This is a genomic window from Pasteurella oralis (assembly GCF_042681465.1).
GTDB lineage: Bacteria > Pseudomonadota > Gammaproteobacteria > Enterobacterales > Pasteurellaceae > Pasteurella > Pasteurella oralis.
Genome location: NZ_JBHUFP010000010.1, coordinates 41,945 through 68,721, shown reverse-complemented (window position 1 = coordinate 68,721; position 26,777 = coordinate 41,945). Strand labels below are relative to the sequence as shown.

The window sequence follows — 26,777 nt, the reverse complement described above, 5'->3', positions numbered from 1 at the left end:
AAGGTTTTATAGCTAACTCACCAAGGCTGTTTTCACTGCTACTGGAATAGCCACTGGTTTCATTTTTCCAAGATCAACACAGGCTACTTTTACAGTAGCCTCGCATAAAATCAGTTCATTTTTCTTTAATTTTTGAGTAAAGAAGATAGAAGCTCCTTTTACTCCCGTCATTACTGTTTCTACTATTAACAAATCATCTAATTTTGCAGGAAAACAATAATCAATATTCATTGTTTTGACAACAAAAGCAAGCTGTCGTTCATTTAATAAAGTCTGCTGAGAAAAATTTAAATTACGTAAATACTCTGTTCTTGCTCGCTCAAAGAAATGTAAATAACGAGCATGATACACAACACCACCTGCATCAGTATCTTCATAATAGACGCGAATAGGAAAATTAAATACGTTTTCTAGCATAATTGCTATTCCTTTCGGTTATAAAAATCTGGTCATCACAAATCGGTGGCGTATTTTAGAGCTTGTATGAATGATAAGCAAGTCCCCAAAGCCATTATCATAGGATATTTTGTTTTAGGGACAAGTAATTCAATTACATTAACCAACTAACACAAAATGCAAGAATCACTGCAATATAGCCTAATAATGGCGAAAAAACTAGCTGCCAAATAGTTGAACGAATTTCAAAGCCAATGCCATGAATCCAAACAATCCCTGTTCCCCATATACTCAATAATACTAAAGTAATTGGAGCACTACGTAAATTAGTTGAGAAATCGTGAATATTCAAGAAAAAGCATAGCGTAATCGAAATGGCAAGTATAAATGAAAGGGTTCTTAACGAACCCTTATTAAAGATTTGATATAGTGAACTAATCATTGAGATTACTCATCAAATTTGCCTGTTTTTTCAATACTGATAGTAATCATTGCAGCTAACATTACTGCTAACAAAACACCCAATACCCAAATGACATAAAACATGATATTTCTCCTTAGTATAATGAGTTTTTGTTTTGCTCGATAAATTCACTATCAAGTCGACCAAACATTTTCCAATATGCCCAAATTGTGTATGCAAGTAAGATAACAACAAACACTAGAGCAAAGCCTAACATTAATGTCAATGTCAATTTACTTGATGTTGAATCCCACATTAACAAACTTAACTCTGGATGAGTGATTGATGGCATTACGAATGGGAACATTGCAATTCCTGCAGTTAAAATAATACCAGCCATTGTTAATGATGAGAACAAGAATGCAAAACCAGAACGATTCGCTTTAGACGCTAAGATATTCAATAATGCTCCGCCAACAGCAAGTAATGGGAAAATCCATAAAAGAGGCATCTCTTTATAGTTATTGAACCAAGCACCAGTTTCAATCACAACGGTTTTGCCAAATGGTGTTGATTGTGCATGATGATCAATCACAGAAGTCACCACAAAACCATCTTTGAAATATAACCATACACCAGCAAGTACAAAAGTGATTAAAGTTGCAAATGCACCTACTTGTGTAATCATACGAGCACGTTCACGTAATTCACTGGTTGTTTTCATTTGTAACCATGCACTACCTTGCGTTGTTAGCATAGCCAAGCTGACTAAGCCGCATAGTAATGCAAATGGATTTAACAATGCGAAGAATGACCCCGTATATTTCACTTGTAATAATTCATTAAACTCAAATGGCACACCTTGTAATAAGTTACCGAATGCAACACCAAATACTAATGAAGGAACAAAACCACCAATAAATAGTCCCCAGTCCCACAAGGTACGCCATGTTGGATTATCAATTTTAGCGCGATACTCTAAACCCACTGGGCGGAAGAATAACGCTGCTAGCACCAAAATCATAGCGATATAGAAACCAGAAAATGACGTTGCATAAACAATTGGCCATGCGGCAAACATTGCACCACCCGCAGTTAATAACCAAACTTGGTTACCATCCCAGTGCGGCGCAATTGAGTTAATCATAATGCGTTTTTCAACTTCTTTTTTACCCGCAAAAGGCAACAAGTTGAGCACTCCCATGTCAAAACCGTCAGTTACTGCAAAACCGATAAGCAATACACCGATCAAGATCCACCAAACAAAACGTAGAATTTCATAATCAATCATAATCAGGCTCCTGCTTATTTAGATGACTGTTCAAAATAGTAGCGACCAGTTTTTAATGAACTTGGACCTAATCTACCGTATTTAAACATTAAATACATTTCTGCAACAAGGAATAAGGTATAAAGTGCACAGATTAAACCGATAGATAACCATAGATCACCTGTAGTTAGATCAGAGGCTGCTACACCAACTGGTAACACTTCATAAATCGCCCAAGGTTGACGACCATATTCTGCTAAGAACCAACCGCTCTCAATTGCAATCCATGGTAATGGTATACTCCATAAAAGTGCTTTTAAGAACCAAGGCTTTGTTCCCACTGTTTTACGTACATTTTGAACAAATGCGCCGACAAGAAGAAGCAATAGTAATCCACCTGCTGCCATCATCACACGGAAAGACCAGAATGTTGGACCAACATTTGGAATTGTATCTGCTGCTGCTTGCTTAATTTGTTCTTCGGTTGCATCAACAATTTTGTCAGTATAACGTTTTAATAATAAACCAAAACCAAGATCTTTTGAGACTGTGCTAAATTGTGTTTTTGTTTCTTCACTTACCTGACCTGCTTTTTTCTGTGCTTGTAATTGTTGTAACAAGTCATAAGCTTGCATACCATTACGTACGCGCTCTACATTCAATGCTTCTAAATCTGCAAGACCTGCAAATTGCTTGTCTAAAGAACGTGTTACAATAATTCCTGCAGCATAAGGAATTTGGATAGCAAAATCATTACGTTTTTCTGCTTGATTTGGCATCACAATCATATTCCAAGCAGCTGGTGCAGGTTGTGTATGCCACTCACCTTCCATTGCAGCTAATTTTACTGGTTGAGTTTGACCAATTTCATAACCAGATTCATCCCCCATAATTAATACAGAAATCACTGAAATAAAACCAAATGTCGCAGCAACTGAGAATGAACGTTTAGCAAAGCCTAAATCACGACCTTTCAAAATGTAATATGCGCTAATGCCTAAAACGAACATTGCACCACTTACATAGCCAGCCGATAATGTATGTAAGAATTTACTTTGCGCAACTGGATTTAACCATAAATCCATAAAGCTGGTCATTTCCATTCGCATTGTTTCAAAATTAAATTCTGAAGCGACTGGATATTGCATCCAACCATTTGCAACTAAAATCCACATTGCTGATAAGTTTGAACCAAAAGCAACACAATATGTTGCTAATAAGTGCTTAGCTTTTGATAATCTATCCCATCCAAAGAAGAATAAACCAACAAATGTTGATTCTAGGAAGAATGCTAATAATGCTTCAATAGCGAGAGGCGCACCAAAAATATCGCCCACATAATGAGAATAATATGACCAGTTAGTACCAAACTGGAATTCCATTGTAATACCAGTTGTTACACCGAGAGCAAAGTTAATACCAAATAACTTACCCCAAAATTTAGTCATATCTTTATAAACTTCTTTGCCTGTGGCTACATAGAGCGTTTCCATAATCACAAAGATAAAAGATAATCCAAGTGTTAATGGCACAAACAAAAAGTGATATAACGCAGTTAATGCAAACTGCAATCGAGAGAGTTCAACAACGTCCAACATCTCAGCTCCTTGTAAATGCTACAAGACCTCACAATATGATTACAGAGTAATCACCCCAATACTTAAAGAAATTCCCTAAGTAGACCTCTTGAATTACCTTCACAATCATTACTATAAAACAAAAATATGACATAATTTTTACAGACGATAGTGCATCATTATATAGGTAACCCAACTTCGGTATCTATTCTACTACTAAATATAAGGATAAAAAATACAAAAAAATGTCACATTGATCACATTTTTATACTTAAATCAAAAACAACACAGAATAAGCAGAACTCTATTGATTGATACAGGTCAAATTATAAATTTTATTAACATTTTAGCAACGATTAGTGAGGGAAAAATCACAGTTTGGATAAAAAAACAACAAAAGGCTAGACATCTATTATAGATTTTGCTACTTTGTCAAACGCTTTAATTGTCTTAGAACAAAGGAATTCAAAGGAATTACAATGAAACGAAATTTTCGCTTAATTTTGACCGCACTTTTTGCGGCTACCGCGTTGATTGCATCCCCTTCTTATGCGACGGCAAAAACAGAAGAAATTAAAACAAATACCAATGCCGCAGTACCACAACAATGTGAAAAACTTTTCAAGGAAACTGAAAATCTTATTGCTGAAGCAGAAAAGCAACCAGGTACACATACACAAGTAGGTAAAATCAAAAGTAAATTAAATCAAAGTAAACAACAAATTCTTGAAATGGAATTAGCTACTCAAATTAAAAGTTGTGACTTTGCTTTAGCAAAATTAAATCATTTAAAACAGCAAGAGAACTAAAATAAAAAAGCTTATTAATTTTTGATTAATAAGCTTTTTTTCCACAAATCTTCCCTAGCCAACTATCTTTTCTAATCCAAAATGTAGATAAGTTCGAGATGTCGCCATACGTCCTCTTGGTGTCCGTTGTAAAAAGCCCTGCTGAATTAGATAAGGCTCTAATACATCTTCGATAGTATCCCGTTCTTCACCAATAGCTGCAGCAAGATTATCTAATCCAACTGGTCCACCATCAAATCGCTCAATCACGGCATGCAATAGTTTACGATCTAGATAGTCAAAACCTGCATCATCCACATCCAACATTAATAACGCAGCTTTAGCAACATCTTCTGAAATTGTGCCACCGTTACGTACATCAGCAAAATCACGTACTCGTCTTAATAAACGATTAGCAATACGCGGCGTACCACGAGAACGACGAGCAATTTCATAAGAGGCATTAGCTGCGATATCTAAGTTCAAACAATGCGCACTACGTGCAACAATTGAAGTTAAATCTTCTACTGAATAAAATTCTAAGCGTTGTACTATGCCAAAACGATCGCGCAATGGCGAAGTTAATGAGCCAGCCCTTGTTGTTGCCCCAATTAATGTAAATGGCGGAAGATCCAACTTGATTGAACGTGCAGCAGGTCCTTCACCAATCATAATATCTAATTGATAATCCTCCATTGCAGGATAAAGTACTTCTTCTATTGCTGGAGACAAACGATGAATTTCATCTATAAATAATACATCATGCGGCTCTAAATTCGTTAACATTGCCGCCAAATCTCCTGCCTTCTCTAATACTGGTCCAGAGGTTGTTCTAATATTAACGCCCATTTCATTAGCAACAATATTAGCAAGAGTCGTTTTTCCTAATCCTGGCGGACCAAAAATCAATAAATGATCAAGCGCGTCTTGACGCAATTTTGCAGCTTGAATAAAAATATCCATCTGCTCACATACTTGTGGTTGTCCAACATAGTCGTTTAATAATTTTGGACGAATAGCTCGATCGATATATTCTTCGTCTAATTTCGCGGTTGTACTAATAATGCGGTCTGCTTCAATCATAGTTATATCAAATTAATATTATAATGAAGCTTTTAACGCTTCACGGATGAGCTGTTCACTAGATAGCTCTGGCTTATTCACTTTCTTCACCATTTTTTCTGCTTCTGAAGCCTTATAACCTAAAGCAATTAATGCAGAAACAGCTTCATTACTTGGTTCTTCACCTTGATGGTTCTCATTCTCAAGCCTTGGAAGATGCTTACTTTCAACAAAAAAGTGACTTTGTTGAATATCTTTAAACTTCCCTTTTAATTCAACCAACAAACGCTCTGCTGTTTTTTTGCCAACACCCGGAATTTTAACCAATTTCGATAACTCTTCACGCTCAATCGCATAAGCAAACTCATTCACTGACATTGCAGATAAAATCGCTAATGCAAGTTTAGGTCCCACCCCATTGGTCTTAATTAACTCACGAAATAAAGTGCGGTCAGTTTTTTGCGAAAATCCGAACAGCAAATGAGCATCTTCACGTACAACAAGATGAGTAAATAATGCGACTTGTTGTCCTATTTCCGGCAAATTATAAAAACTGGTCATCGGCAATAACAATTCGTAGCCTATTCCCTGTACATCTAACAAAATTTCAGGTGGCTGTTTTTCGACAATGCGCCCTGTTAAATGACCAATCATAATTTCCTCATTTACATATTACACTATGTAATATAGCATAAAATAAAACTGGATGAATATCCAGTTAAATTTTTAAGCGAAATCGTCCGCGACTATATCTTGTACGTAAAAGTGCGGTCGATTTTTGCTGAGTTTGAGTAATTGGTATAGCACTTTCCACATGCAAAGAATGTTGCATCGAATGTGCATGTGTAATTGCAATAGCTAGCGCATCAGCGGCATCCACTTGTGGCTTTTCTGAGAGCATTAAAATACGCGTCACCATATCTTGTACTTGAATTTTATCTGCTGAACCGATGCCCACGACAGTTTGTTTCACTAAACGTGCCGCATATTCAAAAACAGGTAAATCTTGGTTTACGGCTGCAACAATTGCAGCACCACGTGCTTGTCCTAACTTCAATGCTGAATTAGCATTCTTAGCTAAAAAAACGTCTTCTATAGCAAATATTTCTGGTTGAAATTGAGTAATAATTTCACTTACTCCACCATAAATACGCTTCAAACGTGTCGGTAAATCTTGCACAGAAGTACGAATTACACCACTTCCTAAATATTCTAATTGCTTTCCTGTTTGACGAATTACACCATAACCTGTCACTCGTGAGCCGGGATCAATCCCTAAAATAATTGCCATCCGATTCCCCAAAAAATAAATGGATCTACATTTTACTGTAAACCCATTCTATTTTATCTCTCTATCACTGCTACTTATTTTGCGATACGACAATTTTTTGCTAAAATTTTGTTGTTGTCAGTGAACATGACTGGTACAGTTGTCCCTACCGTCTCAGCTGCAAAGCCATAATCTAATGACCAAACTTTTTTGCCTTCAACGAAACGAACACCATCTTGATATGAGCTATCAAGTTTCATTTCATGTCCCACAACTTTACGGTTAATACTCACTGTTGCACTGTCTGCTTTTCCGCCAACAAAAGCATAGGTTACAGAAACCACTTGATTTTTCTTGCCTCTTACATCACAAAAATATGCTGCAGTCTCAAAAGCAGGTTCAGAAGCTTTCATTTCCATCGCTTTTTTCTCTGCCATTTTCATATCTGAACTCATATTTTGAGAGCAAGCTGTTAATGCACCAACAACCATTAAGCTTGCAAAAAGTTTAGTTAATTTCATAAATTCTCCTAAAATGAATGATTGAATGCATAATTTATGCATCTTTTCGACAAAATCGTATTAAATAAGTTCTTATTTAATACAAAATTTATAACATTGCTGCAACTTCATCGCTAATTTCACCATTATGATATACATTTTGTACATCATCGCAGTCTTCTAGCATATCAATAAGCTTTAATAGCTTAGGGGCGTTTTCCGCATCTAATTCAACTGTTGTCGATGGAATCATTGTCACTTCAGCATTAACAATTTTAATTCCGGTAGATTCAATCGCATCACGAACCACACCTAATTCTTCCCATGCCGTATACACTTCAAAGCTACCATCTTCTTGCAGCTGAACATCATCAGCACCAGCATCAATTGCAGCTTCCATAATGAGGTCTTCATCACCAGAACTAATTAAAATCAATCCTTTTTTACTAAATAAGTAGCCAACTGAACCTTCAGTACCCAAATTACCACCACATTTAGTAAAACTTGGTCGAACCTGTGAGATTGTACGATTCGCATTGTCACTTAAACACTCAACCATTACTGCTGTACCGCCGGGGCCATAACCTTCATAAATTTTAGTTTCCATATTGGTATCATCACCGCCACCAACACCACGCTCAATGGCTCGATTAATCGTATCACGCGTCATATTACTCGATAAGGCTTTATCTACCGCCGTACGCAAACGAGGATTAGCACCAACATCACCACCACCTAATTTCGCTGCGGTGACTAACTCACGAATTAATTTTGTAAAAATTTTACCACGTTGCGCATCTTGCGCTGCCTTACGATGCTTAATATTTGCCCACTTACTATGGCCTGCCATTTTTAATTTTCCTCTTAAAGTTTAATAAAATAAGTACAATGATTCTTATCACATATTGTTTGTACTTAATTTGAATAAATATTTCTCAATCAAAGCACTATTATTCCATGACTTTGTCAATTTAGTAGCTTCAGATATAGAAAGCCATTGAAACGCTGTGTGTTCTGTTAATACTGGTATTCTTTCGTTAGGTAAAGCTAATAAGAACCAATGTTCAATACTATGCGTAATATTCGGTGCGTATTTATAACGAAAATGTGGAAATATTTCAAACTCTACCCACTCATTACAATCAAAAAGGGAAAGCCCCTCAGCAATCACATCAATACCAATTTCTTCTTTTATTTCTCTAAGTGCCGCTTGCATTGGCAATTCATCTGGTTCTAAAGAGCCTGTTACTGATTGCCAAAATGTCGGATCATCCTGACGCTGTAACATTAATACACGGCGTGAAGCTTGGCAATAAACAACAACTAAAACACTATTTGGATTTTTATACATTTCGATAGCATCAATGTAATAATTCTGGCTTAACAATGCCTTTTAATTGAGAGTAAGGTAACACTAAATCAATTTCCCCTTCTGCATAAGAACCTAATGCATAAACTGGATAACGGAAAACTAATCCATTAATAGTAAAAACAAAGTTATTTGTTGCTTGTAACTCATCATTCTCTCTATTTTCAGTGATACCTAATTCATTTAGACGAATCATATTTTTATCGCGTAATAATTTTGTCAATGCTGGCAGTTTATCTGATGAAATAAGTAAGTCATCCAGCTGATAGATAACTTTATCTATTAAATCAATATTTAAAAACTGAGTATCATACATACCATAAGCACCACCTGTGTAATAACTAGTTATTACAGAAAATGTGGCTAAACGTCCACGTTGTCCAATAAAATGAATTTCACGCGTATAGTCCCAGCCTTGATTAATTTCCAACTCAGGTAACACATCGTTGAACCATTTCTGTACTAATTGTTCGATACCTTGTTCAGATGATTTGGTTTCAGTTAATACACTTAATGTGAGACTATCTAAGAACTGATTCAGCCACTCTAAATTTGTCTTTTGCGAGATCAAGCTTAAACTTGCGCAATGCTCCTCAATTAAATCGTCTTCAATCGCAGCATGAATACATTGAAGACGTTGTGCTAAAATATGAAAATCAGATTGGATCGCCACAACTTGATTAGTAGTAGGAGAGCCTTTATGGACAAATGGTAACTTATCAAAACAAGCACTTAATAAAACTGTGATAAACAATAAGATACTTTTACGCATAAAATATCCCTTAAATTATTTTCACCCTCTAATATCTTATGGAATCCCTAAAAAACCCGATAAAGCATAAAAATGTTATTTATCTAACCAGTACGCTTTAAAAGTGCAGTCAAAACTGACCGCACTTTAAATCTATTACTCTGCTTTAATAACTTGTACAGCTAATTCATTAAGTGCCTGTGGATTAGCAAAGCTTGGTGCATCTGTCATTAAGCACGCCGCTGCCGTTGTTTTCGGAAAAGCGATCACATCACGAATATTTTCCGTACCTGTTAACAGCATAGTTAAGCGATCTAAACCAAATGCTAAACCTGCATGTGGCGGTGTACCAAATTTTAATGCATCAAGTAAGAAACCAAACTTCTCACGCTGCTCTTCCTCATTAATACCTAAAATACGAAATACTGCTTGTTGCATATTAGGCTCAAAAATACGAACAGAACCGCCACCGACTTCATAACCATTGATAACCATGTCATAAGCATTTGCTACAGCACGAGTTGGATTTGCTTCTAGTTGTGCTGGACTAAAATCTTTTGGTGATGTAAATGGATGGTGCATTGCAGCCAAACCACCTTCATCATCACGCTCAAACATAGGGAAATCAATAACCCATAATGGTTGCCATTCCTCTAATTTAGTCAAGCCTAGATCACGACCTAATTTCAAACGTAATGCTCCCATCGCATCTGTAGTGACTTTATAGTTATCAGCACCGAAGAATAAAATATCTCCATTTTGCGCTTGGACGCGCACTAAAATTGCATTTAACACATCTTCAGACAAAAACTTAGCAATTGGACTTTGCACACCTCCCATGCCAGCTGATAAATCATTCACTTTTAGCCATGCTAAGCCTTTCGCACCATAAATACTCACGAATTGAGTATACTCATCAATTTGTTTACGCGTAATTTCAACACCATTTGGCACTCTAATCGCAGCAATACGACCATTTGGATCATTAGCTGGTCCATTGAATACGTTAAACTCAACATCTTGCAATAAATCTGCGACATCCACCATTTCTAATGGATTACGTAAATCAGGTTTATCAGAACCAAAACGACGCATTGCTTCAGAAAAAGTCATGATTGGAAATTTACCTAAATCAACCCCAATAGTATCTAACCACAAACCATGAATCATTTTCTCCATGATTTCGCGTACTTCTGGTGCGGTTAAAAAAGAGGTTTCTACATCGATTTGGGTAAATTCAGGTTGGCGATCTGCACGTAAATCTTCATCACGGAAGCATTTCACAATTTGGTAATAACGATCAAAGCCTGACATCATTAGCAATTGCTTAAATAATTGTGGAGATTGAGGTAAGGCATAAAATTTACCTTTATGTACACGACTAGGGACCAAATAGTCACGTGCACCTTCTGGCGTTGCTTTAGTTAACATTGGCGTTTCAATATCCAAAAAGCCATGCTCATCCATAAAACGGCGAACAAAACTGGTAATTTTTGCGCGTGTTTTTAAACGTTGTGCCATTTCTGGGCGACGTAAATCCAAATAACGATATTTTAAACGCTGCTCTTCGGTATTATTTTGGTTAAAGTCTAAAGGTAATGGCTCTGAGCTATTATAAATAGAAAGCGATTTTGCTAATACTTCTACTTCACCTGTTGCCATATTCTTATTGATCTGATTATCTGGACGGGCAATCACTTCCCCTTTAATTTGAATACAAAATTCATTACGTAAACTTGCAGCTAGGCTCAATGCCTCTTGGTATTTTGGGTCAAAACAAACTTGCACGATACCTTCACGATCACGCATATCAATAAAAATTAATCCACCTAAATCACGGCGACGATGAACCCATCCACTTAATGTCACTTCTTGACTAATATTGCTACGGTTCAAGCTACCGCAATAATGTGTACGCATCATTTCAAAAATCCTTTGTCTTATAAATTATGAGAAAAAATTGCAATCAATTATAGCGGAAAATGAACAGAGAGAAAAAGATTATTTCTGTAGGATAAATGGCAAAAAAATAAGTAAAACTAAGCTTGGTTTCGATTAAATTTGCAGACTTTTAATGCACCTTCTACTCATTTTTGTTATATTGACTCACTTCATAGGAGTTTAATCTAGTTAAGGATGACAGTATGTTATTTATCAATCTCACTTTTGTACTTATTTTAGCCATTCGTTTTTATAGCCTATCTATTTCAATTCGTAATGAAAAAGCACTTATAGCCAGAGGTGCAATACAATATGGTAAACGTAATTCAACTATATTATCTATTGTACATGTGTTGTTTTATCTCGCTGCAATTAGTGAAGCTAATTATAACAGCATCACATTGAATACAGTATCCCAAATCGGATTAGCGATACTTATATTTGCAATTGCGATGTTATTTTATGTCATTTATGAATTAAAAGAAATTTGGACCGTCAAAATTTATATTCTGCCTGAACACAAAATCAATCGTTCTTTTTTGTTCAAATATATACGCCATCCAAATTATTTCTTAAACATTATTCCCGAACTCATTGGTTTGTGTCTATTTTGTCAAGCTAAATACACAGCAATAATTGGTTTACCTATCTATTTAGTAATTTTAGCCATCAGAATTAAGCAAGAAGAAAGCGCAATGACCCACTTGTTTAAAACCCAATAATTTATTTGTGATAGTATAAAACTTCTTCTAAAATGACCGCACTTTTGATCGGATTTTAAAAACTATGGTTAAAGATACGCTTTTTTCTGCGCCTATTGCTAAATTAGGTGATTTCACTTTTGACGAAAGTGTAGCAGAAGTTTTTCCAGATATGATTCAACGCTCGATTCCAGGTTATTCCAATATTATCACTGCAATCGGCATGCTAGCTTCTCGTTTTGTCACTGCTAATAGTAATGTCTATGATTTAGGCTGTTCACGCGGTGCAGCTACACTTTCTGCACGACGTCATATTGACAAATCTGGCGTTAAAATTATTGGTGTAGATAACTCATTACCAATGGTAGAACGTTGTCGCCAACATCTTAATGCTTACCAAAGTACCGTACCAGTAGACATTCTTTGCGATGATATTCGTCATATTCAAATTGAAAACGCCTCAATGGTAATCTTAAATTTCACACTCCAATTTTTGCCTCCTGAAGATCGTTGCGCACTATTAGAAAAAATTTATCAGGGTTTAAATCCAAATGGTGTATTAGTATTATCCGAAAAATTCCGCTTTGAAGATGAGAAAATTGATAATTTACTGATTGATTTACACCACCAATTTAAACGTGCTAATGGATACAGCGAATTAGAAGTTAGCCAAAAACGTACTGCACTTGAAAATGTGATGCGTACAGACAGTATTCTGACACACAAAACTCGATTAGCGGCGGCTGGATTCAATCAAGTGGAATTATGGTTCCAATGCTTCAATTTTGGCTCTATGATTGCAGTGAAATAACACAATTTGCGACAAAAGAAAGGCGGTATGAAAACCGCCTTTTCGCTTATAATGGATTTAAATTTTTATCTAATAATTGAAATAACAAAGCTTTACCATTTTTAAAACGATATTCCGCATATTCAGCCTGAGCATAATATTCACCTTTCCCTTCTGCGAAAAAGTAATCTTGGCTTGGTAAGCGAGGCCACCATTGTGCTACGTTAATTGGCAAATAAATATCTGGTGTACAACCTTCAAAGTTTGTGGGTATATCTTTTTGTAAACGACATAACGTAGTTATCCCCAATTCATCACGTTTCAATAGCGCATACACAAAAGAGGCACCTTCAGGAGGATCTTCATACCATGCATTACGAATATCTTGCAATATTTCATAATTCAAGCTCATGTAATCCCCTTGCATTAAAGAACGCGGATCAACAGGTGCTGTTTTTAAAATAATAGATTCACCAGTAGTTAAAACATCTTCATATTTATGAATGCTATAACTCGTAGTCAAACCGATAGCTAATGCCGTTATTGCTGTCAACATGACTCTAATTAACAAAGTTTTACGATTTGGTACCGCACTTTCAGCTCGTTCTTCAACCATTTCTTGGCTTTTTATGTGGCGTATTAAAATTAACGTAAAACATAACCAAATAATACTTAACAGCATCAATAAAAAAGATTTATATAATAATGGTATAGTCAGTAAATAATAATAAGCGGCTAAATTTATCACTACACCAAATACAGCAACCACAAATAAAATACGACTTACACTTAAATAAGCTAATAACAATAATGCAATGCAAGCTAATGTCTCATTTGCGGCAATAAAACTTAAACATAGCAACACAATAGCAAAAAATAAGATCGTCTGTAATTTTTTGCTTAATGCAAAACGTCTACTGAGTAAAAGAAAAAAGATAATTGGTGTAATCGAAAGTAAGAAAGTTAAACTCTTTAGTAACCAAACATCGCGATTAAAATGAGTAAAAAAATAAACCGTAATGATATCAAACCAATCAAATAAACTTTTAATGTCAGGTAACTCTGCCACTGGCTCAAAGAATTCCCAATTTTTGAGAATATCCAAGTTTGGTAAGCTCAAACCGATTAATAATGTAGACCAAGCGATCGGCAATAGGATAATTCCACTTTTACTTTCACTATTGATTGCACAGTAATAGTAAAGTGCTAATCCCAATATCATCAGCCATTGCCGCGTTGATAACACAAATTGATTCGGTAAATTCCCTTCATCGATGTACCAACCAAATTCAAAAAAACCTAAATAATGGAGAAATGCGATAATGACTAGAGCACTAATAAGAAAACGCAACCAATTTGCAGTACGTAGTACATAGAAAAAAACAGAAATAATCAGCATTAAGGCAAAATAAGCTTCTGATTTCGCCTCAAACAAAAAGAAAATAAAATAAATAATCAAACCAATCGCTGACAACATATCAATGGCAATATAAAGCAACTCATTCTCTTCTTTTTGGCTAAAATGCATTATGCTGGTAATGATAAGCAATGTGAAACTGAGATAAATTAACTCATGCTCATCATCTAATAACTCAAACGTAAAAATGGCTGTCGCTAAAAATAATCCCGTACAAAATAAGATTAATAAAATAAATAAAGGATAAATATGCCATGTTACTTTTTTAGCTATTGGATTATGTGCTTTAAACCATTTGGTTAGAATGATAATCCCACCGATTGTTGAAGCAAAAGCCAATATAGTGACTAGAAATATACCTGAGAAAAAATCATTGCCTGATTCTACTAATAATTTCACATGGAAACTGATAATGGCATAGATAAATAAAATGATTAAATTGAGGAAATCAAAACGACGCTCTTTATAGTAATAAATTAAGCCCGCAACAATTAACCAAGAAATGATGACAGCATTACTGCGAAACATTAAGGATAAAAAAGATCCGACTAAACTCAGCATTAATAATTTTGGCAGCACTCGCCAATTTGTATCTTTTAGCTTTTCACCAAAATATTCATACAGCACCAATAAGATTAAATTAAGCCCAATGAGAAGACTATCTAAATTGTTACCAACAATGTGGTCCGCTAAAATCAATGCTGTATTTGACGTGGTAGCGAATAACAACGCGCTTGCGATATTAGGAAATAAAATCAAAAATGGAATTTGGCATAATGACCAAATAGCAAATAACTCCCAAGGATCTGCCCCAGTTTGGTATGTTTGCCCAATTAATGCAAATAAACCTCCAAGAAAGACAAGTGATAAAAACGAAAAAATCAGTGAAAAAAGCGCTGAACTATTGGCTTTTTTCACTTCCCGATAATAAAAAAATAACCCTAGGCCTACAGTAATAAAAAATAAAGCTTGAATACCATAAAGCTTTTGAAATTTAGAAAAATAATCCCAATTTGCAGCAATCCAGGTAATTACGCCACTTGAAAAGAAACCTGCACTTAATAATGCAAATAACAGCGCTAAATACTTCTGCCAAGATAAATTAAACAATGTCGTCTGTTGCATCTGTTTTTCCTTATTCTTGAGAATATAATGATTTTTCACCTCGATTATGGCATAATCTTACTCAATTTTGACAACGACTTTACATACTTTTTAACTAGTTAACACAAATTTGGAGTAATTTATGCGCATTCTACACACAATGTTGCGTGTAACTGATTTAGCACGCTCAATCAAATTTTATCAAGATGTATTAGGTATGCGTTTACTACGCACGAGTGAAAATGAAGAATACAAATACACACTTGCATTTCTAGGTTATGACGATGAGAGCAAGGCTTCTGTATTAGAATTAACCTATAACTGGGGCGTAACAGAATATGAGCTAGGCACAGCTTATGGGCATATTGCAATTGGTGTAGATGATATTTATGCGACTTGTGAAGCTGTTCGTAATGCTGGAGGCAAAATTACACGTGAACCAGGTCCAGTAAAAGGTGGTAAAACAGTGATTGCCTTTGTTGAAGATCCTAATGGTTATAAAATTGAATTTATTGAAAATAAGAGTGCTCAAGTAGGCTTAGGTAACTAAGTTTAAGTGCGGTCAATTTTTGAAAAGTTTTGATAGCGTGGCTTTGTCCACGCTATTTACTTGAATATAGGATAGTAATGTGACAGAAATCCAAACTGAATCAACCACTAATTATAATTTATTAAAAAATCGTTTTCGCGGTTATTTTCCGGTAATTATTGATGTCGAGACTGCGGGCTTTAATGCTAAAACAGATGCATTGTTAGAGCTTGCTGCGATCACGGTAAAAATGGATGAAAATGGTTTATTAATGCCAAATCAACGATGCCACTTCCATGTTCAACCTTTTGAAGGTGCTAATATCAATCCAGAATCATTACAATTCAATGGCATTGATATTCATGATCCTTTGCGTGGTGCTGTCAGCGAAACACATGCTATCACTGAATTATTTAGAATGGTTCGTAAAGGACAAAAAGAAGCTGAATGCCAGCGTGCAATTATTGTTGCACACAATGCCGCCTTTGACCAAAGTTTCCTCATGGCAGCAGCTGAACGTACTGGTATAAAACGTAACCCATTCCATCCTTTTGGACTATTTGATACCGCAACCTTAAGCGGTTTCATGTTTGGGCAAACTGTATTAGTAAAAGCGTGCCAAACCGCAAAAATTGCCTTTGATGGCAAACAAGCACATTCTGCTTTATATGATACTGAACGTACTGCCGAATTATTTTGCTACATGGTCAATCACTTAAAAAGTCTAGGTGGCTTCCCACACCAAATTTAAAATTTTCTAAAAACAGACCGCTCTTTTTAGCAAAATCTAAATCAATTTTGCCATTTTGCTAAATCGAGTCTAGACAAATTATTTTTTTTTAGTAAATTTAGAAATTCTTTCTAAAAAATAACCAAAGGACAAACACAATGTTAATAACAAATCCAGTCGTGATTTCTATTGTCGTTTTACTTGTTTTAAGTCTGTTGCGAATTAACGTAGTCATTGCGCTGGTTATTTCCGCATTAGTAGCAGGTTTAACGGGTAATCTTGGCATCAGCGAAACAATTAAAACCTTCACTAACGGACTTGGTGGTGGTGCCGAAGTTGCAATGAACTATGCTATCTTAGGTGCTTTCGCTGTTGCAATTTCCAAGTCAGGCATTACAGATTTATTAGCTTATAAAGTAATCAAACGATTAGGCAATACACCAACCAGTCGCTCAATGGTAGGTTTTAAATATTTTATTTTAGCTATACTCGCTTTATTCGCTATTTCATCACAAAACTTATTACCTGTGCATATTGCATTCATTCCGATTGTGATTCCACCGCTACTTGCAATCTTTAATAAATTAAAACTTGATCGCCGTGCAGTGGCTTGTGTATTGACATTTGGTTTAACGGCAACTTATATGTTATTACCTGTCGGTTTCGGGAAAATCTTTATTGAGAGTGTATTAGTCAAAAATATCAACCAAGCTGGGGCAGCTCTAGGTTTACAGACTTCTGTTGCAGAAGTATCACTTGCAATGGCAGTTCCTGTTGTTGGTATGATTTTAGGCTTGCTTACCGCCATTTTCATTAGCTATCGTAAACCAAGAGAATATGCCGTCACACACAGCGAAATCAGTACGGCTGACATAGAAGCACATATCGCCAATATCAAACCCTTTCATGTTGGAGCCAGCTTAGCTGCAATCATTGTGACTTTTGGATTACAGTTGTTTACTAGCTCAACTATTATCGGTGGTTTAGCAGGCTTAGTTATTTTTGCTGTATGTGGTATTTTCAAACTGAAAGAAAGTAATGATATTTTCCAACAAGGCTTACGTTTAATGGCAATGATTGGTTTCGTCATGATTGCGGCTTCTGGCTTTGCCAACGTGATTAATACAACGGGCGGAGTAACCAGCCTAGTACAAACTTTCAGCCAAGGTTTAGGTGCTGACAGCAAGGGATTGGCCGCATTTTTAATGCTATTAGTTGGTTTATTTATCACTATGGGTATCGGCTCTTCATTCTCAACCGTACCAATTATTGCGTCAATTTACGTACCACTATGCATATCGCTAGGCTTTTCACCACTTGCTACAGTATCCATCATTGGAGTAGCTGCCGCATTAGGTGATGCCGGTTCACCAGCATCTGATTCTACGTTAGGACCAACTTCTGGTTTAAATGCTGATGGTAAACATGATCATATTTGGGATTCTGTGGTACCAACATTTATCCACTACAACATCCCACTCATTATTTTTGGCTGGTTAGCAGCTATGTATCTCTAACAAACAATCCTCCCCTTGGGGAGGATTTTTCATGTAAAAATGCGATGACCAAAACAGAACTACTTCAATCTTTAACAAACAAAGTAAATCAACTGTATACACAATATGCTCAACGTACTGAGCAAAAATTACAGACTAAATTTGATCCTCAGTTATTTAGTGAAAATGGTCAATCTTTCTCATTTTATTATCAAGAAATACAACAAACACTAAGACACCTTGCTGGTGTAACGGAAAATGATCTCAATCTAGCCATTTTTTTTGCAGAAAAACTATTATCTCAATGCGCTGCACTTTCTGATGCATTAAATCCAATTCCAATTAAAACCACGCCAACAAAACAAACAAGACAAATTGCACAAAACATTCATCAACTGCCACCTCGCGAGCGCTTAGAAAAATATTATGCCGCCCTCCAAGCGTTGAACGAAAAAATTACTCAACAAGAGGATGAAAAACGTAAGGCACAAGATCACAATGAAAAAGCTTATTTAGTCCAAAAAATCGCCTTCACTAAACAACGTCGTGAAAAATGTCTCATGGCAATTGAAGTATTAGAGGAATATTTGGTATTTAAACAAAATCAAATCTAATTCTTGGATAGTACCTACCAAAAGCATTATATGAAAGACCTAATCTGTGCTAAGTAGCTTAACAAGCTTACTTATCACGCTCTACAAGATGAACGTAACAAGCGAAAAATACGCATAGCAGACCGTACTTTATCCTCTCTAGAATAGAAAAAAGAAACAACCGTACGTTAAAAGTACACTGTACTATTTATTACACATTCAGACATCGCAAAAAGTAATCCTCCTACGGTAATAAAACCAATTTGGAGAGAAAAGTAATTAGCCGTTAACTTAGCAGTAAAAATCCACTTTCAGGGAAGTAAATTTAGTCGACAATAAAAAACCGTAAGTTTTATCAACTTACGGTTTTCTAAAATTTGATGGCGGAGGAAGTGAGATTCGAACTCACGGAGGGCGTAAACCCTCGCCGGTTTTCAAGACCGGTGCCTTCAACCACTCGACCATTCCTCCATGATTTAAGCGAGGTGAATAATACGGATTTTGTTGTTCTAAGTCAAGCAATTAAATTAAGATTTTTATTCAATTGCTCTAATTTAGAACAACTCGTACATTTCATCTTACAATCTCAATCAGAAACTGTAAAAAACCTTGCTTAAGCTTGACTTTCAGCCCTTGTTGGTACCGCATACACATGGCTAATTGCACTATGATGTCCTGCTGCCCCTTTACCATGGAAGTAATAACGTGATTCAGCCCAAATCTCAATTTGTGATGACATAGGCTCAATCTCACTTGTTGCCTGAGCTAAAGTCATTTCAGCTTTAGTATGTACAACAGCTGAAATTGTTCCTAAGCGCCCAGTAAAGTTAAAAGTGCGGTCAGAATCTGGCATAATTTTTATGTCTGCCTCTGCAGGTAATACTTGCACATCATCTACTGGAATACTCAATTGCTCGACTTGTTCTACAACAACATCAACTAGTTTAGTAATTGATTCAACAGGCTCAATAACAATACGTTCAACTGTAGATACCTGCCCATCAATTTTTGTATCGACCACAGTCATTTCAACTAATGGTTGCTCTGCTTCTAAACGTTGTAAAGACTCTTGTACTTTCTTCTCTACAGATTCATTAGCAGGCTGAGTCATAAATGCATTAAATGGTTTTGATGATTTTTCACTACTCTCAACAACTAAACCTGTTGCAGGAATAGTCGCTACAACTTCATCTTTTGGTTGATTTTGTTGCTCTAGCAATTCATCCACTGACAAAAATTGATTTTCTTTAGCAATGACTAAAACATGATTATAATCAATCCACACTTTACTACTAGCCAACTCTGGTGAAGCAACAGCAGCAAACAATGGCATTGGTGATTTACCTTCTTGATGATTACGACGGCGACGCTGATTATTCGCTCGTAAATGACGCGGTAAACGACGGCGAACGTTATCACGACGTTTTTCAGGTTCAACTTCCTCTACCACAACAGTTTCAACTAACGTAACATCAGCTTGTACTGACGTATCAGACTCAGCGGTCAATTTAATCACATCCACCGATATCTCTTCAGAAGTAGTGATTGGCACTTTTTCTGTAACAACTTCATCTGTAATACGAACTTTCTTACGTAAATCACGACGCTGACGACGTTGTTGGATTGGTTGCTCAGTTTTTTCCACTTCCGTATTTTCGACGACATTTTCTAAAATAGCCTCATTTACAACCGCACTTTCCGTTGTACTTGCTTTACGATTACGCTTATTATTGCGTTCTGAACGTGGACGAACGACTTCCTCAACAATTTCATCATTACGTTTCGAGTTATTTTCGCGTTCTGCATTTTCTGTACGAGAACGACGATTATTACGGCGTTCTTGATTACGACGATTACGATTGTTCCTATTACGGCTATTTTTAGATTTCTCTTCTTCTGCTGGTTTATCCGCAAACATCGCCTTAATTTTGGCAATGATACGTGCAAGTAAAGAAGGTTTGTTATCAACTTTCTTCTCTGGAACTGGTGCAGGCGCAGGAATTGCCATCGAAACCGCTGCCCCCTCTAACGCATTTTCACTCGTCACTGCCGCTGTTTCAGTATTACGTGAAACCAGAGATTCTTCAGGTATAAAATGATCGTCTTGATCTTGATGTAATTTAACTAAGTTATAGCTAAGTTCATTCACTTCTTCGCTATCACGAACACGAAAAACACCAAAGTGCGGTGTTTCCATAGCTTCATTTGGTACAACAATAACATCCACTTGATGACGCTTTTCAATACTGTAAATCGCTTTACGCTTTTCATTCAATAAGTAAGACGCGATCTCAACAGGCACAATAGTATGTACTTGTTTTGTATTTTCTTTTAATGCTTCTTCTTCGATAAGACGTAAAATTGACAAGGAAAGTGACTCATTATCACGAATTTTTCCTGTACCTTGACAACGTGGGCAAACATGATGTGAAGACTCACCTAACGATGGACTTAAACGTTGGCGTGACATTTCAAGTAAGCCAAAACGGGAAATACGACTAATTTGAATACGAGCACGATCTTGACGTACCGCATCACGAATTCTATTTTCAACTTCACGTTGATGACGGACTGGTGTCATATCAATAAAATCAATAACAATTAAGCCGCCTAAGTCACGTAAGCGTAATTGGCGTGCAATTTCATCTGCGGCTTCAAGATTCGTATTTAAAGCCGTTTCTTCAATATCACCACCACGAGTGGAACGAGAGGAGTTAATATCAATTGCAGTCAACGCTTCCGTTACATCGATCACAATAGAACCACCAGAAGGCAAACGCACTTCACGTTGGAAAGCAGATTCAATTTGTGACTCAATTTGATAGTGACTAAATAATGGTACTTCACCTTGATAAAGTTTAACTCGATGAATAAAATCTGGGCGTACTAACTTAATATGCGCTTTAGCTTTTTCATATACTTTAGGACTATCAATCAAGATTTCACCAATATCACGACGTAGATAATCACGAATTGCACGCACAATCACATCGCTTTCTTGATGAATCAAGAATGGCGCGGGACGATTTTCTGATGCTTGTTTAATTGCTTCCCAATGGTGCAATAGCACTTTTAAGTCCCATTGTAATTCTTCTGGTGATTTACCAACTCCAGCGGTACGCACGATTAATCCCACGCCTTCTGGTACATCTAATGAGCTTAATGCTTCTTTTAATTCTAAACGCTCATCTCCCTCAATACGGCGTGAAATCCCCCCTGCTCTTGGGTTATTTGGCATAATAACTAAATAACTGCCCGCTAAAGAAACAAAAGTCGTTAATGCCGCTCCTTTATTACCACGTTCTTCCTTGTTTACTTGAACGATAACTTCCTGCCCTTCGCTCAAAATATCTCGAATATTTGGACGTCCTTGATAAACATAATCCGCAGGAAAATACTCACGTGCAATTTCTTTTAATGGTAAAAAACCATGACGTTCCGCACCATAATCGACAAATGCAGCCTCCAGACTTGGCTCAACACGTGTGATACGACCTTTGTAAATGTTTGCTTTCTTCTGTTCATGTCCTGGGCTTTCAATATCCAAGTCAAATAAACGCTGCCCATCCACCAATGCAACGCGCAACTCTTCTTTCTGAGTTGCATTAATTAACATTCTTTTCATTATTCGTTCTCTTAACTTTAATTCTGTTGCTTGATTAAAAATAAACGCACTTTTTCTTCGCAATCGACCTCGTGTCTGTCGCCGAATGTCAATCTCTCGACTGTCAACGGCTGGGTGCATTGATTACGTTACTCAAATGAAGTAAAAAACACATTTTTCGTAAAACAGAATCGACCTATAAAAAATGATCCCGCAAGTACTCATGCTATTTTTAACATGTAAAATCATTAAGTTATTAATGTCTTATGCCACATGCTGCATTATATTCACTTAATAATAACGCTCCATTTTTAAGTCACTTTAATGACGTAAAAATACACACTATTATGTACTTATCACTCTTATTTATCAAGGTAATTTTAATCATTCAAAGGATATCAAAATGTGATATGATCCGCCCAATTTTCACAAAAAAGAGCTGTCAAATGCGCCAAAATACAAACGAAAAAACTATCAATCAAAGTGTAAAACAACTCACCATTAGCGAAGATGAAGCAGGACAACGTATTGATAACTATTTATTGACCAAATTGAAAGGCGTACCTAAAAGTTTAATCTATCGCGTTTTACGTAAAGGCGAAGTACGAGTGAATAAGGGTCGTATTAAGCCAGAATATAAATTACAAACCAATGATGTAGTACGCATCCCACCTGTCCGTATATCAGAAAAAGAACAAGCACCAATTTCCAATAAATTAAATAAAGTCAGTCAATTAGAAAAACACATTGTTTTTGAAGATGAGGTCTTGTTAATCCTCAATAAACCTTCTGGTATTGCAGTGCATGGTGGTAGTGGGCTAAATTTTGGTGTTATTGAAGCATTACGTGCATTGCGCCCAAATGCACGCTTTCTTGAGCTTGTACATCGTTTAGATCGTGATACTTCTGGTATCTTATTAGTCGCTAAAAAACGTTCTACTCTACGTCATCTACACGAACAATTACGCGAAAAAACGATACAAAAAGATTATTTAGCCTTAGTTCGCGGACAATGGCAGTCGCATTGTAAAGTGATTAAAGCCCCTTTACTGAAAAATGAATTATCAAGTGGAGAGAGGATCGTCAAAGTCAGTGAGCAAGGCAAACCTTCTGAAACACGCTTTTCAGTTGAAGAACGCTATACTAATGCAACGTTAGTTAAAGCATTCCCTGTCACAGGACGAACCCACCAAATTCGTGTACATACTCAATATGCAGGTCATCCTATCGCATTAGATGATAAATATGGCGATAGTCAATTTGATGAACAAATGAGTAAAATAGGCTTAAAACGCTTGTTTCTACACGCATTTTCTATTCGTTTTGAACACCCGAAAACAGGGGAGCTTTTACGTGTGAATGCACCACTGGATGAAGAAATGAAACGTATTTTACGAACATTACGTGACCAGAAATAAAGTGTATAAAAATAATATAGTGCTCTGTTAATGTGGATGATCAATAAAAGAGAGAGGCAATAATGTCATATCAACCTAAAATTGTTGTATTAACTGGTGCTGGTATCTCTGCGGAATCAGGTATTCGTACTTTTCGTGCTTTAGATGGCTTATGGGAAGAGCATCGTATTGAAGATATTGCGACTCCAGAAGGATTTACAAAAAATCCACAACGGGTTCAACGTTTTTATAATGAACGCCGTAAACAACTCTTAGATCCTCATTTAAAACCTAACTCGGCACATCTTGCTTTAGCTAAGCTGGAAGAGAAAATTGGTAAAAACTTATTGGTCATAACACAAAATGTCGATAACTTACATGAGCGTGCTGGTTCAAAAAATGTCATTCACATGCATGGCGAATTATTAAAAGTACGCTGTATAAAATCTGGTAAAATTTATGTATGGCAACAAGATATTACTGAACAAGATAAATGTGCATGTTGTCAAATACCACAAACATTACGTCCACATATCGTCTGGTTTGGAGAAATACCATTAGAAATGGAACGTATTTATACTGCGCTTTCTGAATGCAATTATTTTATTGCGATTGGCACATCAGGTAATGTCTATCCAGCCGCCAGCTTTGTTAATGAAGCAAAACATCATGGCGCACATACTGTTGAGCTCAACTTAGAACCAAGTCAAGTGCGGTCGAATTTTGACGAATTTCACTACGGTAAAGCGAGCGAAGTTGTTCCTCTATATATCAATCAGTTCTTATAATTCGTCCATAAAAAAATCCCAAGTATCAAACTTGGGATTATCTTTAATTTATTTAAATTAGATATTCTGATTAATAAAATTCGCTAACTGATTTTTTGGTAATGCACCGACTTGTGTTGCTACGGCTTTACCATCTTTAAATAACACTAACGTTGGGATACTACGAACACCTAATTGCGCTGGTGTTTCTTGGTTTTCATCAATATTAATTTTCACGACTTTTACTTTACCCGAAAATTCCGCTGCAATTTCATCTAAGATTGGTGAAATCATACGACAAGGACCACACCAAGGAGCCCAAAAATCTAATAATACAGGTACATCTGAATTAACTACGTCAGCTGCAAATGTTGCATCAGTTGAATGTAATACTTCCATTATTTCTTCCTTTTCTGTTAACAATGCTTTCTATAATAAGAACGCTTTTCATAATTTCAAGTGCATTGATAATATCACAAGCATTATGCAAATCAATCCGTTTGCAATGAAAACTCAGTTTAATTGTGCAAAGGCTTGTAGTAAATCCGCTTTAATATCTTCAACATCTTCTAAGCCAACTGAGAAACGTAATAAACAATTACAAATACCTCTAGCAATCCGTTCTTGTTCTGGAATATCCATGTGAGTTTGAGTCGCAGGATACGTAATAAAACTTTCTGTTCCGCCTAGGCTTTCTGCAAATGTGATCAATTTAATAGATTTCAAAAAGGGATTAATCCAATTTTCATCTTGTAAACGAAAAGACAGCATTCCACCTTTATTTGGATATAATACATCTTTTACTTGTGGTTGTTTTCTTAAAAACTCAGCTAATAATTTTGCATTATTTTGATGACGTTCCATACGTAACGCTAAGGTTTTCATCCCTCGAATCGTTAACCATGAATCAAATGGAGATAACACTGCACCAGCCCCGTTTTGCACATAGAATAAACGTTCACATAACTCTACGCCTTTTGCTACAATAAGCCCAACTAACGTATCATTATGGCCTGCAAGGTATTTAGTTGCGCTATGAATCACAATATCTGCACCATGTTCAATGGGTCTAAATAAAACTGGCGTTAAAAATGTATTATCGACAATTAGTAATAAATGATATTTTTGGGCAATTTTAGCAATTTCAGCCACATCGCATTCTTCCATTAACGGGTTAGACGGCGTTTCTACAAAAATTGCTTTGGTCTTTTCCGTAATAGCCGCTTCAATTGCCGTCACATCTGCGGTATTAACATAAATAGGCTTCACACCATGCATATTTTTATACGCAAAATCCAATAAACGATAAGTACCACCATAAACGTCACTTGATACAATCCACTCATCAGGCGCTGCAAATAGTGACATAATTAATTGAATTGCAGCCATACCTGAAGCACAGGCAAAACCACGTTCCCCTCCCTCAAGTTTAGCAATGGTTTCTTCTAACACTGTACGTGTTGGATTTTTTGTCCGCGTATAATCATAACCCGTGCTTTCGCCAATCCCATGATGCCCATAAGCTGTAGACAAAAAGATAGGTGTTGATACTGCACCAGTTCGCTTATCTGTTCGATTACCTGCTTGAGCAAGCAAGGTATCAATAGAATGTTGTTGTGTCATAAATTCTCTACCCCTGTATTAATAAGAAATCATCATAACGAATTAGACATCTAGATGGCTAGATACATATTATGACACAAAGGCAAAAAACAAAAAAGTAAATTCTTCAATCTTAAAGAAAAGATACAACTTGTTTAAAATCAAACAAAAAATTGATTATTTCTGCACAAAAACAACTAATCTGCATTTTTTTTCAGCAATTAATCAATTTTTTTAAAAACAATCGTTGACAGATTTTTAGAAATCAGTAGAATGCACCGCACTAACAGCGAATGCGGGAATAGCTCAGTTGGTAGAGCACAACCTTGCCAAGGTTGGGGTCGCGAGTTCGAGCCTCGTTTCCCGCTCCAAACTAACGGCGTGTTAGCAAAGCGGTTATGCACTGGATTGCAAATCCATGTAGCTCGGTTCGACTCCGGGACACGCCTCCATAACCTAAAACGTAGTTAGTTATCGCAACATATCTAAATTGTGCGCCCGAGTGGTGAAATCGGTAGACACAAGGGATTTAAAATCCCTCGCTTTTCGAAGCGTGCCAGTTCAAGTCTGGCTTCGGGCACCATTTAAAACATCAATAAAATCAATACTCTAGTCGCACAATGCGGCTTTTTTTTATGCCTGCAATTTTCCTTTCTTTTTCTCATAAATTTTAATAAGTGGCTGTTCGGTGGCTGTTTTCTGTGTTCTTAGTAGCTGCAT

General features: G+C 36.3%; 26 protein-coding genes and 4 tRNA genes. 12 read left to right on the top strand and 18 right to left on the bottom strand.

The window, feature by feature from the left end:
• Positions 1–12: 12 nt before the first annotated feature.
• The 5 genes from ybgC to ACFSAV_RS07905 form a co-directional block, all read right to left on the bottom strand.
• Positions 13–417: a tol-pal system-associated acyl-CoA thioesterase gene (gene ybgC, locus ACFSAV_RS07925; RefSeq protein WP_101776086.1), complete on the bottom strand. Its 405-nt coding sequence runs from the start codon at positions 415–417 to the stop codon at positions 13–15.
• Positions 418–550: 133 nt separating this feature from the next.
• Positions 551–838 (bottom strand): cyd operon protein YbgE, encoded by a 288-nt coding sequence (ybgE, locus tag ACFSAV_RS07920; RefSeq protein WP_379098225.1) that lies wholly within the window; start codon positions 836–838, stop codon positions 551–553.
• A gap of 5 nt (positions 839–843) precedes the next feature.
• Positions 844–942, bottom strand: a complete 99-nt coding sequence (locus ACFSAV_RS07915) for a cytochrome bd oxidase small subunit, CydX/CbdX family (RefSeq protein ID WP_379098222.1) — start codon at positions 940–942, stop codon at positions 844–846.
• 11 nt (positions 943–953) lie between these two features.
• Complete coding sequence (gene cydB / locus ACFSAV_RS07910) at positions 954–2,090, bottom strand: cytochrome d ubiquinol oxidase subunit II (protein ID WP_101776083.1); 1,137 nt, start codon at positions 2,088–2,090, stop codon at positions 954–956.
• A 14-nt stretch (positions 2,091–2,104) separates the two neighbouring features.
• Positions 2,105–3,667 carry a cytochrome ubiquinol oxidase subunit I gene (locus tag ACFSAV_RS07905; protein ID WP_379098219.1) on the bottom strand — a complete coding sequence of 521 codons (1,563 nt, stop codon included), beginning with the start codon at positions 3,665–3,667 and terminating at the stop codon, positions 2,105–2,107.
• Positions 3,668–4,125: 458 nt separating this feature from the next.
• Here ACFSAV_RS07905 and ACFSAV_RS07900 point away from each other — a divergent pair, with 458 nt between their 5' ends.
• Positions 4,126–4,455, top strand: a complete 330-nt coding sequence (locus tag ACFSAV_RS07900) for a DUF5339 domain-containing protein (protein ID WP_101776081.1) — start codon at positions 4,126–4,128, stop codon at positions 4,453–4,455.
• A 54-nt stretch (positions 4,456–4,509) separates the two neighbouring features.
• Here the strand turns inward: ACFSAV_RS07900 and ruvB are convergent, their stop codons facing one another.
• The 8 genes from ruvB to aspS form a co-directional block, all read right to left on the bottom strand.
• Complete coding sequence (gene ruvB, locus ACFSAV_RS07895) at positions 4,510–5,517, bottom strand: Holliday junction branch migration DNA helicase RuvB (protein WP_101776080.1); 1,008 nt, start codon at positions 5,515–5,517, stop codon at positions 4,510–4,512.
• Between the two features lie 18 nt (positions 5,518–5,535).
• Entirely contained in the window at positions 5,536–6,150 is a 615-nt protein-coding gene (gene ruvA, locus ACFSAV_RS07890) for a Holliday junction branch migration protein RuvA (protein WP_101776079.1), read from the bottom strand.
• A 64-nt stretch (positions 6,151–6,214) separates the two neighbouring features.
• Positions 6,215–6,787, bottom strand: a complete 573-nt coding sequence (ruvC, locus tag ACFSAV_RS07885) for a crossover junction endodeoxyribonuclease RuvC (RefSeq protein WP_379098216.1) — start codon at positions 6,785–6,787, stop codon at positions 6,215–6,217.
• A 74-nt stretch (positions 6,788–6,861) separates the two neighbouring features.
• Positions 6,862–7,287 (bottom strand): hypothetical protein, encoded by a 426-nt coding sequence (locus ACFSAV_RS07880; RefSeq protein WP_379098214.1) that lies wholly within the window; start codon positions 7,285–7,287, stop codon positions 6,862–6,864.
• 88 nt (positions 7,288–7,375) lie between these two features.
• Complete coding sequence (locus tag ACFSAV_RS07875; RefSeq protein WP_379098211.1) at positions 7,376–8,116, bottom strand: YebC/PmpR family DNA-binding transcriptional regulator; 741 nt, start codon at positions 8,114–8,116, stop codon at positions 7,376–7,378.
• A gap of 48 nt (positions 8,117–8,164) precedes the next feature.
• Complete coding sequence (nudB, locus tag ACFSAV_RS07870; protein WP_379098480.1) at positions 8,165–8,617, bottom strand: dihydroneopterin triphosphate diphosphatase; 453 nt, start codon at positions 8,615–8,617, stop codon at positions 8,165–8,167.
• 10 nt (positions 8,618–8,627) lie between these two features.
• A complete protein-coding gene (locus tag ACFSAV_RS07865) occupies positions 8,628–9,407 on the bottom strand; it encodes an RsiV family protein (RefSeq protein ID WP_101776075.1) in 780 nt (259 codons plus the stop codon).
• A gap of 135 nt (positions 9,408–9,542) precedes the next feature.
• Positions 9,543–11,309, bottom strand: coding sequence for an aspartate--tRNA ligase (gene aspS / locus ACFSAV_RS07860; protein WP_379098207.1), 1,767 nt, complete (start codon positions 11,307–11,309; stop codon positions 9,543–9,545).
• Positions 11,310–11,530: 221 nt separating this feature from the next.
• Here aspS and ACFSAV_RS07855 point away from each other — a divergent pair, with 221 nt between their 5' ends.
• Positions 11,531–12,049 carry an isoprenylcysteine carboxyl methyltransferase family protein gene (locus ACFSAV_RS07855; protein WP_379098204.1) on the top strand — a complete coding sequence of 173 codons (519 nt, stop codon included), beginning with the start codon at positions 11,531–11,533 and terminating at the stop codon, positions 12,047–12,049.
• Positions 12,050–12,113: 64 nt separating this feature from the next.
• On the top strand, positions 12,114–12,839 hold the full coding sequence (cmoA, locus tag ACFSAV_RS07850) for a carboxy-S-adenosyl-L-methionine synthase CmoA (protein ID WP_379098202.1): 726 nt from the start codon (positions 12,114–12,116) through the stop codon (positions 12,837–12,839).
• A gap of 46 nt (positions 12,840–12,885) precedes the next feature.
• On the opposite strand, the gene ACFSAV_RS07845 is transcribed toward cmoA, so the two are convergent.
• Complete coding sequence (locus ACFSAV_RS07845; RefSeq protein ID WP_379098199.1) at positions 12,886–15,360, bottom strand: GDYXXLXY domain-containing protein; 2,475 nt, start codon at positions 15,358–15,360, stop codon at positions 12,886–12,888.
• A 121-nt stretch (positions 15,361–15,481) separates the two neighbouring features.
• Between ACFSAV_RS07845 and gloA the strand changes: the two genes are divergently transcribed.
• The 4 genes from gloA to priC all read left to right on the top strand — a co-directional run bounded on the left by gloA (position 15,482) and on the right by priC (position 18,708).
• Positions 15,482–15,889 carry a lactoylglutathione lyase gene (gene gloA / locus ACFSAV_RS07840; protein ID WP_379098196.1) on the top strand — a complete coding sequence of 136 codons (408 nt, stop codon included), beginning with the start codon at positions 15,482–15,484 and terminating at the stop codon, positions 15,887–15,889.
• A 79-nt stretch (positions 15,890–15,968) separates the two neighbouring features.
• Positions 15,969–16,619 (top strand): ribonuclease T, encoded by a 651-nt coding sequence (gene rnt, locus ACFSAV_RS07835; protein ID WP_101776069.1) that lies wholly within the window; start codon positions 15,969–15,971, stop codon positions 16,617–16,619.
• Between the two features lie 137 nt (positions 16,620–16,756).
• The gene (locus ACFSAV_RS07830) at positions 16,757–18,115 is read left to right on the top strand and encodes a Na+/H+ antiporter family protein (protein WP_379098193.1); all 1,359 of its coding nucleotides are present in this window, start codon (positions 16,757–16,759) and stop codon (positions 18,113–18,115) included.
• Between the two features lie 44 nt (positions 18,116–18,159).
• Positions 18,160–18,708, top strand: a complete 549-nt coding sequence (gene priC, locus ACFSAV_RS07825) for a primosomal replication protein PriC (protein ID WP_101776067.1) — start codon at positions 18,160–18,162, stop codon at positions 18,706–18,708.
• Between the two features lie 360 nt (positions 18,709–19,068).
• Here the strand turns inward: priC and ACFSAV_RS07820 are convergent.
• Both ACFSAV_RS07820 and rne read right to left on the bottom strand, forming a co-directional pair.
• Positions 19,069–19,158 (bottom strand) — tRNA-Ser (locus ACFSAV_RS07820).
• Between the two features lie 142 nt (positions 19,159–19,300).
• Positions 19,301–22,312 carry a ribonuclease E gene (gene rne / locus ACFSAV_RS07815; RefSeq protein ID WP_379098477.1) on the bottom strand — a complete coding sequence of 1,004 codons (3,012 nt, stop codon included), beginning with the start codon at positions 22,310–22,312 and terminating at the stop codon, positions 19,301–19,303.
• Between the two features lie 425 nt (positions 22,313–22,737).
• Here rne and rluC point away from each other — a divergent pair, with 425 nt between their 5' ends.
• Together rluC and cobB are read left to right on the top strand one after the other, a co-directional pair.
• Positions 22,738–23,709 (top strand): 23S rRNA pseudouridine(955/2504/2580) synthase RluC, encoded by a 972-nt coding sequence (gene rluC / locus ACFSAV_RS07810; RefSeq protein ID WP_379098190.1) that lies wholly within the window; start codon positions 22,738–22,740, stop codon positions 23,707–23,709.
• A 62-nt stretch (positions 23,710–23,771) separates the two neighbouring features.
• Entirely contained in the window at positions 23,772–24,476 is a 705-nt protein-coding gene (cobB, locus tag ACFSAV_RS07805) for a Sir2 family NAD+-dependent deacetylase (protein ID WP_101776064.1), read from the top strand.
• 57 nt (positions 24,477–24,533) lie between these two features.
• Here the strand turns inward: cobB and trxA are convergent, their stop codons facing one another.
• Together trxA and ACFSAV_RS07795 are read right to left on the bottom strand one after the other, a co-directional pair.
• Positions 24,534–24,857 carry a thioredoxin gene (gene trxA / locus ACFSAV_RS07800; protein ID WP_167383056.1) on the bottom strand — a complete coding sequence of 108 codons (324 nt, stop codon included), beginning with the start codon at positions 24,855–24,857 and terminating at the stop codon, positions 24,534–24,536.
• Positions 24,858–24,968: 111 nt separating this feature from the next.
• Positions 24,969–26,078 (bottom strand): methionine biosynthesis PLP-dependent protein, encoded by a 1,110-nt coding sequence (locus ACFSAV_RS07795; RefSeq protein ID WP_101776062.1) that lies wholly within the window; start codon positions 26,076–26,078, stop codon positions 24,969–24,971.
• Between the two features lie 274 nt (positions 26,079–26,352).
• On the opposite strand from ACFSAV_RS07795, the gene ACFSAV_RS07790 reads away from it, so the two are divergent.
• From ACFSAV_RS07790 to ACFSAV_RS07780, 3 genes are all read left to right on the top strand, one after another.
• A tRNA-Gly gene (locus ACFSAV_RS07790) sits at positions 26,353–26,428 on the top strand.
• Positions 26,429–26,435: 7 nt separating this feature from the next.
• A tRNA-Cys gene (locus ACFSAV_RS07785) sits at positions 26,436–26,509 on the top strand.
• A gap of 44 nt (positions 26,510–26,553) precedes the next feature.
• Positions 26,554–26,640, top strand: a tRNA-Leu gene (locus tag ACFSAV_RS07780).
• Positions 26,641–26,777: the final 137 nt, after the last annotated feature.

Bases quoted from the DNA above. Each gene is read 5' to 3' on its own strand.
- ACFSAV_RS07855 (WP_379098204.1), top strand. From the start codon at position 11,531: ATGTTATTTATCAATCTCACTTTTGTACTTATTTTAGCCATTCGTTTT.
- ACFSAV_RS07830 (WP_379098193.1), top strand. From the start codon at position 16,757: ATGTTAATAACAAATCCAGTCGTGATTTCTATTGTCGTTTTACTTGTT.
- ybgE (WP_379098225.1), bottom strand. From the start codon at position 838: ATGATTAGTTCACTATATCAAATCTTTAATAAGGGTTCGTTAAGAACC.
- cydB (WP_101776083.1), bottom strand. From the start codon at position 2,090: ATGATTGATTATGAAATTCTACGTTTTGTTTGGTGGATCTTGATCGGT.
- ruvA (WP_101776079.1), bottom strand. From the start codon at position 6,150: ATGATTGGTCATTTAACAGGGCGCATTGTCGAAAAACAGCCACCTGAA.
- ACFSAV_RS07905 (WP_379098219.1), bottom strand. From the start codon at position 3,667: ATGTTGGACGTTGTTGAACTCTCTCGATTGCAGTTTGCATTAACTGCG.
- priC (WP_101776067.1), top strand. From the start codon at position 18,160: ATGACCAAAACAGAACTACTTCAATCTTTAACAAACAAAGTAAATCAA.
- ACFSAV_RS07795 (WP_101776062.1), bottom strand. From the start codon at position 26,078: ATGACACAACAACATTCTATTGATACCTTGCTTGCTCAAGCAGGTAAT.
- nudB (WP_379098480.1), bottom strand. From the start codon at position 8,617: ATGTATAAAAATCCAAATAGTGTTTTAGTTGTTGTTTATTGCCAAGCT.
- ybgC (WP_101776086.1), bottom strand. From the start codon at position 417: ATGCTAGAAAACGTATTTAATTTTCCTATTCGCGTCTATTATGAAGAT.
- cobB (WP_101776064.1), top strand. From the start codon at position 23,772: ATGTCATATCAACCTAAAATTGTTGTATTAACTGGTGCTGGTATCTCT.
- aspS (WP_379098207.1), bottom strand. From the start codon at position 11,309: ATGATGCGTACACATTATTGCGGTAGCTTGAACCGTAGCAATATTAGT.
- cmoA (WP_379098202.1), top strand. From the start codon at position 12,114: ATGGTTAAAGATACGCTTTTTTCTGCGCCTATTGCTAAATTAGGTGAT.
- ruvC (WP_379098216.1), bottom strand. From the start codon at position 6,787: ATGGCAATTATTTTAGGGATTGATCCCGGCTCACGAGTGACAGGTTAT.
- ACFSAV_RS07915 (WP_379098222.1), bottom strand. From the start codon at position 942: ATGTTTTATGTCATTTGGGTATTGGGTGTTTTGTTAGCAGTAATGTTA.
- ACFSAV_RS07845 (WP_379098199.1), bottom strand. From the start codon at position 15,360: ATGCAACAGACGACATTGTTTAATTTATCTTGGCAGAAGTATTTAGCG.
- gloA (WP_379098196.1), top strand. From the start codon at position 15,482: ATGCGCATTCTACACACAATGTTGCGTGTAACTGATTTAGCACGCTCA.
- rluC (WP_379098190.1), top strand. From the start codon at position 22,738: ATGCGCCAAAATACAAACGAAAAAACTATCAATCAAAGTGTAAAACAA.
- ruvB (WP_101776080.1), bottom strand. From the start codon at position 5,517: ATGATTGAAGCAGACCGCATTATTAGTACAACCGCGAAATTAGACGAA.
- ACFSAV_RS07865 (WP_101776075.1), bottom strand. From the start codon at position 9,407: ATGCGTAAAAGTATCTTATTGTTTATCACAGTTTTATTAAGTGCTTGT.
- ACFSAV_RS07875 (WP_379098211.1), bottom strand. From the start codon at position 8,116: ATGGCAGGCCATAGTAAGTGGGCAAATATTAAGCATCGTAAGGCAGCG.
- ACFSAV_RS07880 (WP_379098214.1), bottom strand. From the start codon at position 7,287: ATGAAATTAACTAAACTTTTTGCAAGCTTAATGGTTGTTGGTGCATTA.
- rne (WP_379098477.1), bottom strand. From the start codon at position 22,312: ATGAAAAGAATGTTAATTAATGCAACTCAGAAAGAAGAGTTGCGCGTT.
- ACFSAV_RS07900 (WP_101776081.1), top strand. From the start codon at position 4,126: ATGAAACGAAATTTTCGCTTAATTTTGACCGCACTTTTTGCGGCTACC.